Raw genomic sequence first — 16423 nt, forward strand, 5'->3', positions numbered from 1 at the left:
GAAGCTGCACGCCGACGGCCGGATCCGGGCCATCGGTGTCTCCAACTTCCTTCCCGAGCACCTGGAGCGGCTGATCGGCGAGACGTCGGTCGTCCCGGCCGTGAACCAGATCGAACTGCACCCGCACCTCCAGCAGAACGCCGCCCGTGAGTACCACGCGGAGCAGGGCATCGCCACGGAGGCCTGGTCGCCGCTCGGCCAGGGCAAGGGCCTGCTGGAGGTCCCGGCGATCGTGGCCATCGCCCGGAAGCACAATCGCACCCCTGCCCAGGTCGTCCTGCGCTGGCACATCCAGCTGGGCAACGTGGTCATCCCGAAGTCCGTGACGCCTGCACGGATCAAGGAGAACATCGAGGTCTTCGACTTCAGCCTGGACACGGAGGACCTGGCGGCCATCAGCGCCCTCAACGAGGACCGCCGCCTGGGCCCGGACCCGGCGACGCTCGACGGCGCCTGAGGGATCCGGCCCTCGGCCGTGCGACTGACGCGCCCTGGTGCCGGCCCCGTAGGGGGTTTCGGAACCAGGGCGCGCTTCTGCCTTCTCAGACCGGCTGCCCCACGGGTCGTACGACCATGGTGTTGATATCGACGCCACTCGGCTGGTGGGTCGCCCAGACGACTGAGTCGGCGATCTGGTCGGGCGTGAGGAGGTGGCCGGGCGGGAGGCTGCCGTAGGAGTCCCAGAAGGGGGTTTCCACCCGGCCTGGGGCGACCAGGGTCACGCCCACCCCCCACTCCGTGACCTGCCGCCGCGTGTTCTCCGCGAGCCCCGTCACCGCCCACTTGGTCGCCCCGTACAGGTTCCCCGGCCCGTGCACGAACCCGGCGACGCTCCCGACGAGCACGATCCGCCCCCGCGTCTCCTTCAACGCGTCGATGGACGCCCGAATCAGCAGAGCCGGCCCCAGGACGTTCGTCAGCACCATGTCGGTCCAGCCGGCCGGATCCCCCTCGGCGACCGTGTCGTGCGTGGCGAAACCGGCGTTGGCCACGACCGTGTCCAGCCGCCCGAACGCCTTGACGGTGGCGTCGACCGCCGCCCGGACGTCGTCGTACACGGCGCTGTCACCGACGAGTGTCAACAGCCCGTCGGGCTCCCCGAGTTCCTCGGCGAACCCGCGCAGCCGTTCCTTCCCGCGCCCGGTGACGGCGACCCGCTGCCCCGTGTCCAGCAACCGCCGCGCCACGGCGGCGCCGATCCCACTGCCACCGCCGGTGATGAGCGCAACCCGAGAGTCGGACATGGATTCCCCCTGAGATTCTTGCCCGGCCTGAGATCCGGCCGGGTGGTCGATGCCGGGGAGTCCATCACTTGGAGCACTCTCGAAGTCAAGGCCTGGTGCCCCGGCAGGCAACGTTTGCCCGTCAAGGAGCGGCGTCCGGTGCGTGCTCTGGGGGCACCCCCTGCTCGAAGAGCTTGGGGGAGTGCCGACCGGAAGCCCTCGTACTGGATGCACTCGGGCTTTCGTCCGGTGCGGCGAGAGGGCGTACCGGGCGTCGCGACGGGGCGAACGCTGCCTGCCGGGGCACTAGCCGGCCCGCACCGCCGTGTGCACCGTGTGGGCCTCCAGGACGAACACGTCCGGCCGACGGTGCAGGCTCGCCTCGTCGTCGGGGTCGAGGAGCCGGTCGAGGGTCGCGAGGTCCTCCGCGTCGAGGCTCTCCGGGAGCCTCTCGCACAGGTGCGACAGGGCCGCCACGACGTAGGCACGGGCCCGGTCCGAGGCGGGTGCGGGCAGGTCGAGCAGGAAGGTGTGCGTCCGGGTGTGCTTCAGGCCCGCGGCGGCCAGCAGGGCCGGCCAGTCCTCCGTCTGCGCGACATGGCCCGGGAGTTCCGTGCGCATCCGCGTGAACCACTCCGCCTCCACCGCGTCGATCCGCGCCTGGAGTCCGGGCCGGCCGATGCCGATGTCGCGCGGCAGGTACCGCGGGGGCAGACCGCCCTCCATGAGGGCGAGAGTGCCGCCGGGCGCCAGCCGCGCCGCGAAGGCGGTGAGCGCGGCCTGCTGGTCGCCGAGGTGGTGCAGGCTGCGGCTCGCCCAGAGCAGGTCGGCCGGGTAGTCCAACTGGTCGAGCACGTCCGGGAGTTCGCCGGCGATCGTACCGAAGCGGTCGGCGACCCCCAGCCGCTGGGCCCGGGCCCGCGCCCGCTCCAGGAGTGGCTCGGAGCCGTCCACCGCGACGATCCGCGCGCCCGGGAACGTCTCGGCGAACAGACACGACACGACGCCCGGCCCGCTGCCCGCGTCGACGATCAGGCCCGGCTCGGTCACCTCCTGTGCCAGCCAGACCATGGCCCGCTCGTACAGGGACGCGAACAGCTCCGCCTGGGACTCCAGTCTCGGGCCCATCTCGGCCCAGTCGATGTCCGTGTGGCCGTGGTGGTGGCCGTGGCCGTGCTCATGGTTGTGCTCGTGGTCGTGGTCGTGCGCCATGGTGGTCAGCCTCTCCCTCGGATGCCGCCAGCCTGCGCCGACGCACCGGGAGAAGGCCACTGCTCTTGCCGCTCCCGCAAAAAAGATCCGCCGGGGCCGGAGCCCCGGCGGATCCGTGGGGACGGTGTGTCAGCCGGTCAGGACAGCGGCGGGTACGCGTTCTGCATCAACTGCCGGAACTGGGCGGAGAACCAGTCCCCGGACACCGGCGCGTCCGGCAGGGCACCCGACATGTTGTAGCCGTTGCGGGCGTTGCCCTCGTACGTCGGGTCGCACATCCGGTCGAAGCCCTTGCCGTCGGGATTCGGGATCTCCTTGCTCGCTCCGTCGGACTCGCCCGGCGGCTTCATCCACACGTACGCGTCGATCCCGGCGGCCGGGCTGGCCTGCGGGCGCTCGCCGAGGCCGGCTCCGGACTGGTTGCACCAGTTGCCGAGGTGGATGCGGCGGTCGTAGCGGCCGCCGTCGACATAAGTGTCGACGGAGGTCCGCGCGCCCGGTCCGGTGGGCCGGGCGGTGCCGCCCCAGCCGTTGCGGGAGGTGTCGATCAGCATGCCGATGCCGGAGGGGAAGCCGACCGAGACGAGCTGGTTGCGGAAGGCCTGGGCGAAGGACAGCTCGTCGGTGTAGCGGTTCCAGTCGACCCACTTCGACTCGCGGACGGACTTGCCGGCCACGTTGTCGTTGATGGAGAAGTTGTTCTCCTTCAGGGCGCTGTAGTTCGCCGTGTTGGTGATGAAGCCGTGGACGTCGTTGACGGTGGCGCCCTCGGCGGTCGCCGCCTCCTTGAACAGGGTCGCGGAGGCACCGAAGTTGTCGTCCCAGCCGATCCAGCCGTGGTGGCCGGCGTCGACGTAGTTGTAGACGTTCGGCACGTCGCCGAGCTTGTTCAGCGCGTACCCGACGCCCTTGACGTAGTTGCCGTTGGCCTTCATCACGTCGCACTGCGGGGTGGCCGTCGGGCGGCTGCCGGTGTTGGTGACGAGGTTCGGCAGCGAGTCGATCTCGACGGTGGTGACGATCCGCAGTGAGGAGTACTTCGAGTCGGCGAGGATCGCCTTGATCGGGTCGATGTACTCCGTCTTGTAGCGGCCGATCTCGTCGGCCTTCAGCTCACCGTTGGAGGCGAGGGCGGCGCAGTCACGGCCGGGCAGGTTGTAGATGACGAGCTGGACGACGAGTTCGCCGGAGCCCTTCTGACGCAGTGCCTCGTCGAGGTGGGCGCGCAGGCCCATCTTGCCGCCGGCGCCGTTGATCGCGGCGATCCGGTCCAGCCAGACACCGGTCGGCTGGTTGGCGATCCGGCTGCCGCCCGGCTCGGCGGCGGCCTTCGCGGACCATTCGGGGTTCACGTACACCTTGGCGCCGTCATAGGGGTTGTTCACCCGGTTGGCGGGGCCGCCCGGGCCCGGCGGATCCGTGGGGCCGCCGGGGCCGCCGCTGTCGACGTTGCAGGTCACGCCGTCGAGGGTGAAGGTGGCCGGGATCGCGTTGCTGCCGCTGTAGCTGCCCTGGAAGCCGAAGCTGACCGAACCGCCGGTCGCCAGCTGGGCGTTGTAGCTCTCGTTGGCCACGGTGACGTCGGCACCGCTCTGGCTGATCTTGGCGTTCCAGCCGCTGGTGACCTTCTGGTTGCCGGCGTACGACCACTTCAGCGACCACGACGACTTCGCGGCGCTGTTGTTGGTGATGGTCACGGCGGCGGTGAAGCCGGTGCTCCACTGGTTCTGCACCTTGTAGTCGACGGTGCAGGGGACGGCGGCGGTGCCGACGCCGTCCGGGTCGACGGCGAACGCCGTGCCGGTCGCTCCGGCGACCAGGGCCATGGCGGCCAGTAACGCTGTTCTCGTACGGCTCATGAGTGCGGATTTCCCTTTCGGTGGTGGGGGTGTCAGCCGTTCAGGGGGGCGCGCTCCGACAAGGACATGAGGGACCCGGCACCGGCACTCGCGCAGCCGGGGACGACCGCGAAGGCGGCGGCTAAAAGTACTGAACGCGAGGGGTGTCGCATGAGCGACTCCGTGCAGGTCGGGCCCGTCGTGACGGACGCGTCGACTGATGGAACCGCTCCCACTGGTGTCAAGGAAGGTAGCGCCAAGTGTCGGCAAAGAACAGGGGAGTCACTGACTTTCGCTCAACTCTCGGCATCGAATCTTTTCGACTCTTCAAAGACCTTGACCGATACCACACCCATCCCCACTATGGGAGCGCTCCCACTGGTTCAAGCCTTGACTTCTCCGAGCCGCAAGGAGGAACCAGCACCATGCATCCCCCACCCCGGAGACGGGGAGCCGTGCGGCGTCTGTGGACCGCCGCGCTCGCAGCTCTCGCGCTTCCGTTGACGATGCTCTCCTCAGGGTCGACTTCCGCTCAGGCGGCCGCACTTCAGTGCAGTGTCGATTACAAGACGAACGACTGGGGTTCCGGCTTCACCGCGGATCTGACCCTCACCAACCGCGGCACGGACGCCATCGACGGCTGGACGCTGACCTACGCCTACTCCGGCAACCAGAAGCTGGGGAACGGCTGGAACGGCACGTGGTCGCAGTCCGGCCAGACCATCACCGTCAAGAACGCCCAGCACAACGCGCGGGTCGCCGCGGGCGCCGCCGTCTCCACCGGCGCCCAGTTCAGCTACAGCGGCAGCAACACCGCACCCACGTCCTTCACGGTCAACGGCACCCCCTGCACGGGCGCGCACCAGCCGCCGATCGCCGTCCTGACCAGCCCGGCCGCCGGCGCCGTCTACACCCAGGGCGAGGCGGTCCCGCTGGCGGCCACCGCGGCCGCCGCGGACAACGCCACGATCAGCAAGGTGGAGTTCTACGACGACACCAAGCTGCTGGGCACGGACACGAGCGCGCCCTACGCGCTGTCCGTCTCGGATCTGGCCGTGGGCAGCCACTCCCTGGTGGCGAAGGCCTACGACAGCATGGGCGCCTCCGCCGACTCCACCCCGGTCGGCATCACCGTCGCCTCCGGCCCCACCGTCGTCGCCTCGCCGCTCCAACTGGGCGTGCAGTCCGGCAAGTCGGGCACGTACGAGGTGAAGCTGTCCAAGCAGCCGGCGTCCAGCGTCACGGTGACGTCGGCCCGGGCGAGCGGCAACTCGGGCCTGTCGGTCACGGGCGGCGCCTCGCTCACCTTCACCCCGCAGAACTGGAACACCGCGCAGAAGGTGACCGTCACGGCCGCGGGCTCCGGTAGCGGATCTGCCGTGTTCGAGTCGACGGCCGCGGGCCACGCCAAGGCCTCGGTCACCGTCACCCAGCTGGCGGCGACCAAGGCGTACGACGCCCGCTTCCTGGAGCTCTACGGGAAGATCACCAACCCGGCGAACGGCTACTTCTCCCCCGAGGGCATTCCCTACCACTCGGTCGAGACGCTGATCGTCGAGGCGCCGGACCACGGCCACGAGACCACCTCGGAGGCGTACAGCTACCTCCTGTGGCTCCAGGCCATGTACGGCAAGGTGACGGGTGACTGGTCCAAGTTCAACGGCGCCTGGGACATCATGGAGAAGTACATGATCCCCACCAAGGCCGACCAGCCGACCAACTCCTTCTACAACGCCTCCAAGCCGGCGACCTACGCGCCCGAGCTGGACACGCCGAACGAGTACCCGGCCAAGCTCGACACCGGTGTCTCGGTGGGCCGGGACCCGATCGCGGCCGAGCTGAAGAGCGCGTACGGCACGGACGACGTCTACGGCATGCACTGGCTCCAGGACGTCGACAACGTCTACGGCTACGGCAACTCGCCCGGCAAGTGCGAGGCGGGTCCCTCGGACACCGGCCCGTCGTACATCAACACCTTCCAGCGCGGCTCGCAGGAGTCGGTGTGGGAGACGGTGCCGCAGCCGACCTGCGACGCCTTCAAGTACGGCGGCAAGAACGGCTATCTGGACCTGTTCACCGGTGACGCCTCCTACGCCAAGCAGTGGAAGTTCACCAACGCGCCGGACGCCGACGCGCGCGCCGTGCAGGCCGCCTACTGGGCGGACCTGTGGGCGAAGGAGCAGGGCAAGGGCGGGCAGGTCTCCGCGACGGTCGCCAAGGCGGCCAAGATGGGCGACTACCTGCGCTACTCCATGTTCGACAAGTACTTCAAGAAGATCGGCAACTGCGTCGGACCGTCGGCCTGCCCGGCGGGCACCGGCAAGGACGCCTCGATGTACCTGATGTCCTGGTACTACGCCTGGGGCGGCGCCACCGACACCTCGGCCGGCTGGGCCTGGCGCATCGGCTCCAGCCACGCCCACGGCGGGTACCAGAACCCGCTGGCCGCCTACGCGCTGGGCAACTACGCCCCGCTGAAGCCCAAGTCGGCGACGGGCGCGGCCGACTGGGCCAAGTCCATGGACCGGCAGCTGGAGTTCTACCGCTGGCTGCAGTCGAATGAGGGCGCCATCGCGGGCGGCGCGACCAACAGCTGGGCGGGCCGGTACGCGACCCCGCCCGCGGGCAAGTCGACGTTCTACGGCATGTACTACGACGAGAAGCCCGTGTACCACGACCCGCCGTCCAACCAGTGGTTCGGCTTCCAGGCGTGGTCCATGGAGCGGGTCGCCGAGCTGTACCAGCAGACGGGGAACGCGCAGGCCAAGACGGTCCTCGACAAGTGGGTCGACTGGGCGCTGTCCAAGACCACGTTCAACCCGGACGGCACGTTCCGCATCCCGTCGACGCTCCAGTGGTCGGGCCAGCCCGACACCTGGAACGCCTCCAGCCCCGGCTCCAACAGCGGGCTGCACGTCAGCGTCGTCGACTACACCAACGACGTCGGCGTGGCGGCGGCGTACGCCAAGACACTGACGTACTACGCCGACCGCTCCGGTGACACGGAGGCCGCGGCGGCGGCGAAGAAGCTGCTGGACGGTATGTGGGCGAACCACCAGGACGATCTCGGGATCGCCGTCCCGGAGAACCGCGCGGACTACAACCGGTTCGACGACCCGGTGTACATCCCGAGCGGCTGGACGGGCACGATGCCGAACGGTGACGCGATCAACTCGTCGTCGACGTTCGACTCGATCCGGTCCTTCTACAAGGACGATCCTGCCTGGTCGAAGATCGAGAGCTATCTCGCGGGCGGTGCGGTGCCGTCGTTCACGTACCACCGGTTCTGGGCTCAGGCGGACATCGCACTGGCCATGGGCTCGTACGCGGAGCTTCTCGAATAGCCCCCGCCGGGCGCTCCGCAGGTGGGGCGTTGTGATCTGCGGGCCGTATGTGGCTGGTCGCGCAGTTCCCCGCGCCTCCAAGACAAAGGTGCGTCCGAAGCTCCGCGTTCGTGGTCTCGTCACCTGACGACGAGGCCGGCCGGCCGGGCGGTTCCCACCCCGCACTGGGAGCCGCCCGGCCCTCGCACGTTCTCCCTCACCGGAAGGAACCCCGCCGTGCGAAGAACCCGTATCCTCACGGCCGTGCTGGCGCTGGCGGCCGGGCTGCTGTCGGGCGCCCCCACCGCCCTGGCCGCCGATCCCCCGTCGGTGAGGCTGGCGGCCGACACCTACACGTGGAAGAACGCCCGGATCGACGGGGGCGGCTTCGTCCCCGGAATCGTCTTCAACCGCTCCGAGAAGAACCTGGCCTACGCCCGCACCGACATCGGCGGTGCCTACCGCTGGCAGGAGTCCTCGAAGACCTGGACGCCGCTGCTGGACTCGGTCGGCTGGGACGACTGGGGGCACACGGGCGTGGTCAGCATCGCATCCGACTCCGTCGACCCGAACCGGGTGTACGCGGCGGTCGGTACGTACACCAACAGCTGGGATCCGAAGAACGGGGCGGTCATGCGCTCCTCCAACCGGGGCGCGAGCTGGCAGAAGGCGAACCTGCCGTTCAAGCTGGGCGGCAACATGCCGGGGCGAGGCATGGGCGAGCGGCTGGCCGTCGACCCGAACCGGAACAGCGTGCTGTATCTGGGCGCGCCCAGCGGCAAGGGGCTATGGCGGTCGACGGACTCGGGTGTGACCTGGTCGCAGGTGACGAACTTCCCCAACGTCGGCAACTACGCGCAGGACCCGAGCGACACCAGCGGCTACGCGTCAGACAACCAGGGCATCGTCTGGGTCACCTTCGACGAGTCCACGGGTACGTCGGGCAACGCCACGAAGACGATCTACGTGGGGGTCGCCGACAAGGACAACGCGGTGTACCGCTCGACGGACGCGGGCGCGACCTGGCAGCGGCTGGCCGGGCAGCCCACCGGCCATCTCGCCCACAAGGGCGTCCTGGACGCGAAGAACGGCCATCTGTACCTCGCCTACAGCGACAAGGGCGGCCCCTACGACGGTGGCAAGGGTCAGCTGTGGCGGTACGCGACCGGGACCGGTACCTGGACGAACATCAGCCCTGTGGCGGAGGCCGACACGTTCTACGGCTTCAGCGGGCTGACGGTGGACCGGCAAAAGCCCGGCACGGTGATGGCGACCGCGTACAGCGCCTGGTGGCCGGACACTCAGATCTTCCGCTCCACGGACAGCGGCGCGAACTGGACCAAGGCGTGGGACTACACGTCGTACCCGAACCGCGAGAACCGCTACACGATGGACGTCTCGTCCTCGCCCTGGCTGTCCTGGGGCGCGAACCCGCAACCGCCCGAGCAGACCCCGAAGCTGGGGTGGATGACGGAAGCCCTGGAGATCGACCCGTTCAACTCCAACCGCATGATGTACGGGACGGGCGCGACCATCTACGGCACGGAGAACCTCGGGAACTGGGACAGCGGCGGCAAGTTCACCGTCAAGCCGATGGTCCAGGGTCTGGAGGAGACGGCGGTCAACGACCTCGCCTCTCCCCCGTCGGGCGCCCCGCTGCTGAGCGCGTTGGGTGACATCGGCGGCTTCCGCCACACCGATCTGACGAAGGTCCCGTCGATGATGTTCACGCAGCCGAACTTCACGACGACCACGAGCCTGGACTTCGCGGAGTCGAACCCGAACACGGTCGTCCGGGTCGGCAACCTCGACTCCGGCCCGCACATCTCGTTCTCGACGGACAACGGCGCCAACTGGTTCGCGGGGGCCGATCCCTCGGGCGTGAGCGGCGGCGGCACGGTCGCGGCGGCGGCCGACGGCAGCCGGTTCGTGTGGAGCCCGCAGGGCGCCGGCGTGCACTACGCGACGGGCTTCGGCACGTCGTGGCAGGCGTCCGGCGGAATCCCCTCCGGAGCAATTGTGGAGTCGGACCGCGTCGACCCGAAGACGTTCTACGGCTTCAAGTCCGGGAAGTTCTACGTCAGCACGGACGGCGGCGCGACGTTCAAGGAGTCCCCGGCGACGGGGCTGCCCGGCGGTGACAGCGTCCGCTTCAAGGCGCTGCCCGGCGGGAAGGGCGACGTCTGGCTGGCGGGCGGCGCGAGCGACGGGGCGTACGGCCTGTGGCATTCGACGGACGGCGGCACGAGCTTCACGAAGCTGTCGAACGTCGAGCAGGCCGACACCATCGGCTTCGGCAAGGCGGCACCCGGCGCCTCCTACCAGACGCTCTACACCAGCGCGAAGATCGGCGGCGTGCGCGGCATCTTCCGCTCCACGGACAAGGGCACGAGCTGGACGCGCATCAACGACGACGCCCACCAGTGGGGCTGGACGGGTGCGGCCATCACCGGTGACCCGAGGGTGTACGGCCGGGTGTACGTGGCGACCAACGGCCGTGGCGTCATCTACGGCGACAGCTCCGACGGCGGCACCACTGGTCCCGGGCCCGGGCCCGACCCGGCCGGTGCCTGCAAGGTGACGTACAAGGTCACCAGCCAGTGGTCGGGCGGCTTCCAGGCGGACGTGCAGGTCACCAACACCGGCACCACCCCCTGGAACGGCTGGTCCCTGGCCTGGTCCTTCGCCGACGGCCAGAAGCTGACCCAGGCGTGGAACGCCGAGGCCGCGCAGTCGGGTTCGACGGTGACGGCGAAGAACGCCGGCTGGAACGGCAACGTGGCGGCGGGCTCGTCGGTGGGCTTCGGCTTCACGGCGAACTCGTCGGGGACGAACACGAAACCGACCGCGTTCAAGCTGGGTGACCAGAGCTGCACGGTGGCCTGACCGTGCTTCCGAGGGCGTATGCCGCAGACGTCATACGCCCTCGGATACTCGCTGGAGAACAAAGCGTCTGGGCCTGACGCACGGGGCGAACAAGGACACCACCCGGTTCGCAGCCCTGGGAGCCTGAGAGGTCCTGCGCAAGATGGGGCACTTCCCCGCCGGGGCGGCCCTGACCTTTCGGACATTCATCTATGACGGCCGGCGGAGCGTCGAGGATCTCGTCGACAGCTACGGCATCAAGAACGCCGGGATCCGGCAGCTCCTGATCGACTACTTCGTTCCTGGCCAGCTCCCGCCACGGCGCGAGCGGCCGCGGGCTGCGTGAGGGCGACCGTTCGGCGGGCACTGCGGACACCAGACCGCACAGCCGGGGCCGCCCGGCCGGGTTCTGTGCGAGCAGGGTGATGACAGGCTCAGTACGCCTTCCGGGCCCGCATGGCCGGCCACTGGCGGCGGGGGCGTGTGCAACCTGGCCCAAAGCTCACTCGCGTGCGGCACGAGCGGGGATGAAGGCGCACTGACGCATGCCGGTGGTGGTCCGGGCCCTGACGACAGTGATCAGTGCTGGTCTGCTGAGGCCGCCGGTGGATCGGCCGGCGACGGGGGCCAGCCGCCGAGGGCCTGGGGCACTCCATCGCCCGCGTCCGCGACGCGCAGGGTTTCGAGCGCCTGCGGGAGCTGGGCGCATCAGCCCGGGGCGTGCGGCCGACCGACGTCAGAACGGCGCTCTGCCGAAGGGTGCGGGTCGGGTCGTCGAGCGTTGGATGAGCATGCGGGGCACAACGCCCACGTCCCGTCCTGGCCCTGGCGCCCGCTGGGGACCGCGATGCGCCTCATGCCCCTACCCGTACTGCGTAGGCTCTACTGATCATCCGCTACGGCTCGAGGAGGAGGCCACGGCCACCACAAGCGGCGACGTCCCGGCCTCACGTATATGACTTCCTGCGCAATTCACCCCACGTCAGGACCGACCTGCCGTGATCAAGCGTGCCTCAAGAGCTCCGCCGAGCTCGTGACGGAAGCGACTCCGTCACGAGTACCTCGCGGACTCGGTCGCATCCGCCTGGCGTAAACGGCCCGATGGCACCAGGCGCCGTTACGGAGTAGCCGGCTCTTCGTCGCGTTCTATCCGCTGCGGCTGTCCGGGACGGACGCGACCGGGTGGCCGTACCGGCGGCGCCGGGCCGCACTGGCGTCCGTGTTCGCGCCCTTGGGATGTCGGCGCCGTGGGCGCTGTGCCCGCCGACCACCGAGGCCGGCGTCTGCGCGAGTGGCCTCGGCCCCGGCAGCGACTGGAAGGAGTTCCCGGGCCGGAGCGAGTACCGGCCGCTGTTCGACGGGGCGGCCAACATCGACGAGATCGACATGCCGCAGCTGGGCGCGAAGGGGCTGACGCTGCGGCTGTTCGACCCGGTCCGTATGGAGTGGGCCGAACTGGGCGTCCAGCCGCAGCGGGACCCTCTTCCCGCCGGTCTTCGGCCGTTTTCAGGGTCCGAGGGATGATTTCCGAGGCGACGACACCTACGACGGCACGGACGTGCGCGTGCGATTCGTCTGGTCCGGGATCTCCCCGGCCACCGCCCGTTGGGAACAGGCGTTCCCCGTGGACGGCGGAGAGACCTGTGCGACCAACTGGATCATGGAGCTCACCCGGGCTCGAGACCTCTCATGGCTTCCGGAACGCCCGGAGCGTGAAGAACGGGTCGGGGCGGGGTCTGTCCTGGTCGGGGAGTTCCGCCAGCCGGGTGGCGAAGCCGTCGGCGAGCGGGTGGCCGGGCGGCAGGGTGACGAACCAGCCGCGGCGCAGGTCCGCGACCGTACGGCGCGGGCTGCGGCCCTGACCGTGGCCGCGGAAGCGAGTCTGCCCGGCCGGGACCAGGCCGTGGCCGGCGGCGTAGGACTCGACGTCCGCCGCCGCGTCCCGGACCGGACTGGGCGGGCGGGAGGACAGGACGACATCGATGTCACTGCCCACGTTGTGGGAGGCGGCCTTGTCGACCGTGGTGACGTAGACGCCGCCGGGCCGCAGCACCCGCGCGCACTCGCCGATGATGGTCCGGACGTCGGCGGGCCCGGCGGCCAGGTGCAGCAGCCACACGCTGCACACGGCGTCGAACTCGGCGTCCCGGAAGGGCAGCCGGCGGCTGTCGGCGAGCACCACGGCACCGGGCAGCCGGGCGGCGGCCTGCCGGGCCATCGCCGGGGCGAGGTCCACGCCGGTCACCCGCATGCGGTCGGGCGCGGTCGCGAGCCGGCGGGTCACGATGCCGGTGCCGCAGGCGACGTCGAGCAGGCTGCGCGCGTCCGGCGGCACGAGGCTGAGCACCGCTGCCGCGGCGGCGGCCGCCCTGGGCTCGCCGCCGCGTGAGGCGTCGTACCGCTCCGCTTCCTTGTCGTAGTCGAGCACGCGGTCAGTGTGCCCCGTGCCCGGGGGCCAGGTCCTCCACCCTGCGGGCGAGCTCGAAGTCCTTCTCGGTGACGGCGCCGCCCGCGCTGTGCGTGTGCACGGACAGGGACACCGAGTTGTAGCCGAGCGTGAGGTCGGAGTGGTGGTCGAGCTCCTCCTGGACCTGGGCGATGTGCACGACCATCGCCGTGGCCGCGAAGTGCGAGCCGAGTCGGTAGGAGCGGGTGAGGCGGTCCCCGTCGAGCGACCAGCCCGGCAGCTCGGCCAGCCGGTCCTCGACCTCCTTCTGCGACAGCGGTTCGACGGGCATGGGCAGCGCTCCTTCCCTGGCTCCGGTGTCCTCTTCTCCCTCCTCAGCCTGCCACAGCGGGGCGTCCGAGGCCCTGGCCGGAGCGGCGTGCCTGTCCGGCGCGACCGGTTCTCGATTACGGTCCCGGCATGACCACTCATCCGTCCACCACCGACCAGGGCGTGGGGCCGCTGCTGCGGGCCTGGCGGGAGCGGCGCCGGGTCAGCCAGCTGGAGCTGGCCCTGCGCGCGGACTCCTCGGCCCGGCACATCAGCTTCATCGAGACGGGCCGCTCCCGGCCCAGCGAGGAGATGGTGCTGCGGCTGGCCGAACACCTGGACGTCCCCGTGCGGGAGCGCAACGCGCTGCTGCTCGCGGCCGGTTACGCCCCGCGCTACCCCGAGACGCCGCTGGACGACCCGGCGCTGGGCGCGCTGCGCGAGGGCATCGAGCGGCTGATCAGCGGCTACGAGCCGTATCCGGCGCTGGTGGTGGACGCGCTGTACGACGTCGTGGCGGCCAACCGGGGGATCATGACGCTGATCGACGGCGTCTCCGGGACACTGCTCGAACCGCCGCTGAACGCGATGCGGCTCGCCCTGCACCCGCAGGGCCTGGCGCCGCGCATCCGCAACCTGCGCGCCTGGCGCGGGCACCTGCTGGAGCAGATGGAGCGGCAGATCGCGCTGCACCGCTCCGAGCCGCTGCGGGCGCTGTACGAGGAGGTGGCGGCGTATCCGGTGCCCGACGCGGATCCGGCGGAGGAGCCCGCGGAGCCGGTGCCGTACTTCGCGCTGCCGCTGCGGATCGAGCACGAGGGGCGAACGCTGTCGTTCATCTCCTCGATCGCCACGTTCAACACACCGATGGACGTGACCGTCGCCGAGCTGGCCATCGAGACGCTCCTCCCGGCCGACCCGGCGACCGTCAAGTACCTTCAGTCGCTGCTGCCCTGACGGGCCTTCAGCGCCATGTACTGGAGGCCGGCGAACCCGGCCACGGTCAGGGACTGGAGCACCGTCCACACGGCGCCCGCCGTGCTCGGCGTCAGCCACAGCACCAGGGCCGTGAGGCTCGCCGCCGTCCAGGCGAGGTTCATGTCGACGACGGCCTGCACACCGAGCGTCGGCGGCTGCCGGTGGGCAGCCAGCAGACCCACGCCCGCCGCGTAGGCGGCGAGGAACGCGCCCAGTGCGAGCAGCAGCGTGGAGTCCACGCCGAGGAAACGGCCGAGCGGGCCGGAGAACGCGAGGTAGGCGAGCGCGTTGGTGCCGGTCACCACCGCGTCCAGGGCGAGGAAGCGGCGCAGCATCGCCTGCGGCGCGCTGGTCCGGGCGAGTGTGGCGAGCTGGGTCGCGGACATGGTGAATCACCCTCCGTCGGGTCGTGGTGAGGCAGCGGATCCCGGGTCCCGGGCCGGAGTGCGCCGGCCCGGGACTCGATGCGTTCACGATCCCGTCCCGTGCGCGCCCGGTCGATTACCCGCGGGGTAATGCACCGGCGACTCGTCCTTTCTCGCGATCTCCTCATCCGCGGCCCTGTGAGACTGACGGCGGAACGTGACAGACTGATCGCAGGCTTGGGCACGTTGGGGAGGCGTGGCGTGAGTGAACGGCGGGCCGCACCGACCGTGGGCCAGGTGGTGCTGGGCAAGAGGTTGCAGGAGCTGCGCGAGGCGGCGGGCCTCAGTCGTGACGAGGCCGCCCGGGTGCTGCGCGTCGCCCCCGCGACGGTCCGGCGGATGGAGACCGCCGACGTCGCGCTCAAGATCCCGTACGTGCAGATCCTGCTGACCGCCTACGGCGTGCCCGAGGACGAGGTGACCGCGTTCGTCGAGCTCGCCGAGGAGGCGAACCGGCCGGGCTGGTGGCAGCGGTTCCACGACGTGCTGCCGGAGTGGTTCAGCCTGTATGTGAGCCTGGAGGGCGCCGCCCGGATCATCCGGTCCTACGAGCCGCACTTCGTGCCCGGGCTGTTGCAGACCGAGGGGTACGCGCGTGCTGTCCTGAAGGCCGGCACCATCGGCAACTCCGGGCCGGAGGCGGTGGAGCGGCATGTGTCGCTGCGCATGGAGCGGCAGCGTCTGCTGGAGCGGCCCAACCCGCCGCACCTGTGGGTGATCATGGACGAGACGGTGCTGCGGCGCCCGGTGAGTGTCGACAGCCAGGTGATGCGGGATCAGCTGGACAAGCTCCTGGAGTACGCCGAGCGGGACCGCGTCACGCTCCAGATCGCCGAGTTCAAGGACGGCCCGCACCCGGGGACGTACGCGCCGTTCTCCCTGTTCCGCTTCGCCGAGCCCGAACTGCCCGACATGGTCTTCACCGAGTACCTGACGGGCGCGCTCTACCTCGACTCCCGCAAGGAGGTCTCCGCGCATCTGGAGGTCCTCGACCACATGACGGCGGGCGCCGCATCCACGCAGCGCACGGAAAAGCTCCTGCGGGAGTACCGCGAGACCTACTGAGCGAGGCCCCTCGTGCGCACGTCGTGACCCGTACGGGCGTCGCCGGCGGGTGCGCTCCCCCGCCCGCCCCTAGCGTCGTCTGCACGGGGCGCGGCAAGAGCGCACGCCAAGGAGGTCAGATGCCCGGCTTCGAGCTGCTGTACCAGGCGGCCGCGCTGTGCCTGACGTATCCCGGCGACGAGTTCCGCGCCCGGCTGCCGCTGCTGCGTGAAGCCGCCCCGCAGCTGCGGGAGTTCGCCGACCACGCGGCCGTCACCGCGCCGCGGGAGCTGGCCGCCCACTACCTCCAGGTCTTCGAGAGCGCGGAGGGCCACAGCCTGTACCTGAGCCGCTGGCGCGGGTTCTCGCCGGCCCGCTTCCAGGAGCTCTACAGCTCCCACGGCCTGGAGCTCACCGGCGAGGAGTTGCCCGACTTCCTGCCCGCCGTACTGGAGTTCACGGCCCGCACCGGCAACACGGTGCTGCTGACGGAGCACCGGGCCGGACTGGAGCGGCTGCGCTCCGGGCTGGCCGACTCCGGCACTCCGTACGCGTCCGTCGTCGACGCCGTGTACGCGACGCTGCCGCCCGCGGAAAACCAGGCCGCCTTCCACGACGGTTCGCCACCCGCGGGAAGCTAGGGGATATCCGCAAAGTCCCGCCTGCCCCGCGACGCCCGGCACGCTCTCTCGCCGCACCGGTCGAACACCCGCGTACAACCAGTACGCGGGCGTCCGCCCGGCACCCCCCAAGCTCTTCGAGCAGGGGGTACCCCAGAGCACGCACCGACCGCCGCGCG

General features: G+C 70.4%; 14 protein-coding genes. 8 read left to right on the plus strand and 6 right to left on the minus strand.

Going from position 1 to position 16423, the window contains the following annotated elements:
* A partial coding sequence (locus AOQ53_RS29035; protein ID WP_148640388.1) for an aldo/keto reductase occupies positions 1-457 on the plus strand: 457 nt, incomplete at its 5' end.
* An 85-nt stretch (positions 458-542) separates the two neighbouring features.
* Here AOQ53_RS29035 and AOQ53_RS29040 read toward each other — a convergent pair.
* From AOQ53_RS29040 to AOQ53_RS29050, 3 genes are all read right to left on the minus strand, one after another.
* A complete protein-coding gene (locus AOQ53_RS29040) occupies positions 543-1244 on the minus strand; it encodes an SDR family oxidoreductase (protein ID WP_059421750.1) in 702 nt (233 codons plus the stop codon).
* Between the two features lie 285 nt (positions 1245-1529).
* Complete coding sequence (locus tag AOQ53_RS29045; protein WP_059421751.1) at positions 1530-2435, minus strand: class I SAM-dependent methyltransferase; 906 nt, start codon at positions 2433-2435, stop codon at positions 1530-1532.
* Between the two features lie 137 nt (positions 2436-2572).
* A complete protein-coding gene (locus tag AOQ53_RS29050) occupies positions 2573-4294 on the minus strand; it encodes a glycoside hydrolase family 6 protein (RefSeq protein WP_059421752.1) in 1722 nt (573 codons plus the stop codon).
* A 404-nt stretch (positions 4295-4698) separates the two neighbouring features.
* Here AOQ53_RS29050 and AOQ53_RS29055 point away from each other — a divergent pair, with 404 nt between their 5' ends.
* The 4 genes from AOQ53_RS29055 to AOQ53_RS47810 all read left to right on the plus strand — a co-directional run bounded on the left by AOQ53_RS29055 (position 4699) and on the right by AOQ53_RS47810 (position 11985).
* On the plus strand, positions 4699-7617 hold the full coding sequence (locus AOQ53_RS29055; protein WP_059421753.1) for a glycoside hydrolase family 48 protein: 2919 nt from the start codon (positions 4699-4701) through the stop codon (positions 7615-7617).
* Positions 7618-7833: 216 nt separating this feature from the next.
* Entirely contained in the window at positions 7834-10482 is a 2649-nt protein-coding gene (locus tag AOQ53_RS29060) for a cellulose binding domain-containing protein (RefSeq protein ID WP_059421755.1), read from the plus strand.
* Between the two features lie 142 nt (positions 10483-10624).
* Entirely contained in the window at positions 10625-10807 is a 183-nt protein-coding gene (locus AOQ53_RS29065) for a hypothetical protein (RefSeq protein WP_059421757.1), read from the plus strand.
* A gap of 890 nt (positions 10808-11697) precedes the next feature.
* On the plus strand, positions 11698-11985 hold the full coding sequence (locus AOQ53_RS47810; protein WP_059421759.1) for a hypothetical protein: 288 nt from the start codon (positions 11698-11700) through the stop codon (positions 11983-11985).
* Between the two features lie 163 nt (positions 11986-12148).
* Here the strand turns inward: AOQ53_RS47810 and AOQ53_RS29075 are convergent, their stop codons facing one another.
* Together AOQ53_RS29075 and AOQ53_RS29080 are read right to left on the minus strand one after the other, a co-directional pair.
* A complete protein-coding gene (locus AOQ53_RS29075; protein ID WP_059421760.1) occupies positions 12149-12889 on the minus strand; it encodes a class I SAM-dependent methyltransferase in 741 nt (246 codons plus the stop codon).
* A 4-nt stretch (positions 12890-12893) separates the two neighbouring features.
* Positions 12894-13199 (minus strand): 4a-hydroxytetrahydrobiopterin dehydratase, encoded by a 306-nt coding sequence (locus AOQ53_RS29080; protein WP_059421762.1) that lies wholly within the window; start codon positions 13197-13199, stop codon positions 12894-12896.
* A 128-nt stretch (positions 13200-13327) separates the two neighbouring features.
* Between AOQ53_RS29080 and AOQ53_RS29085 the strand changes: the two genes are divergently transcribed.
* On the plus strand, positions 13328-14134 hold the full coding sequence (locus AOQ53_RS29085; RefSeq protein ID WP_059421765.1) for a helix-turn-helix domain-containing protein: 807 nt from the start codon (positions 13328-13330) through the stop codon (positions 14132-14134).
* On the opposite strand, the gene AOQ53_RS29090 is transcribed toward AOQ53_RS29085, so the two are convergent.
* Positions 14116-14541: a hypothetical protein gene (locus AOQ53_RS29090; RefSeq protein WP_059421767.1), complete on the minus strand. Its 426-nt coding sequence runs from the start codon at positions 14539-14541 to the stop codon at positions 14116-14118. The genes AOQ53_RS29085 and AOQ53_RS29090 overlap by 19 nt on opposite strands.
* A 240-nt stretch (positions 14542-14781) precedes the next feature.
* Here AOQ53_RS29090 and AOQ53_RS29095 point away from each other — a divergent pair, with 240 nt between their 5' ends.
* Both AOQ53_RS29095 and AOQ53_RS29100 read left to right on the plus strand, forming a co-directional pair.
* Complete coding sequence (locus tag AOQ53_RS29095; RefSeq protein WP_059421768.1) at positions 14782-15645, plus strand: helix-turn-helix domain-containing protein; 864 nt, start codon at positions 14782-14784, stop codon at positions 15643-15645.
* Between the two features lie 119 nt (positions 15646-15764).
* Positions 15765-16265, plus strand: coding sequence for a nitrate reductase molybdenum cofactor assembly chaperone (locus AOQ53_RS29100; protein ID WP_059421769.1), 501 nt, complete (start codon positions 15765-15767; stop codon positions 16263-16265).
* The last annotated feature ends 158 nt before the right edge of the window (positions 16266-16423 follow it).

The organism is Streptomyces azureus, assembly GCF_001270025.1.
GTDB classification, from domain to species: domain Bacteria; phylum Actinomycetota; class Actinomycetes; order Streptomycetales; family Streptomycetaceae; genus Streptomyces; species Streptomyces azureus.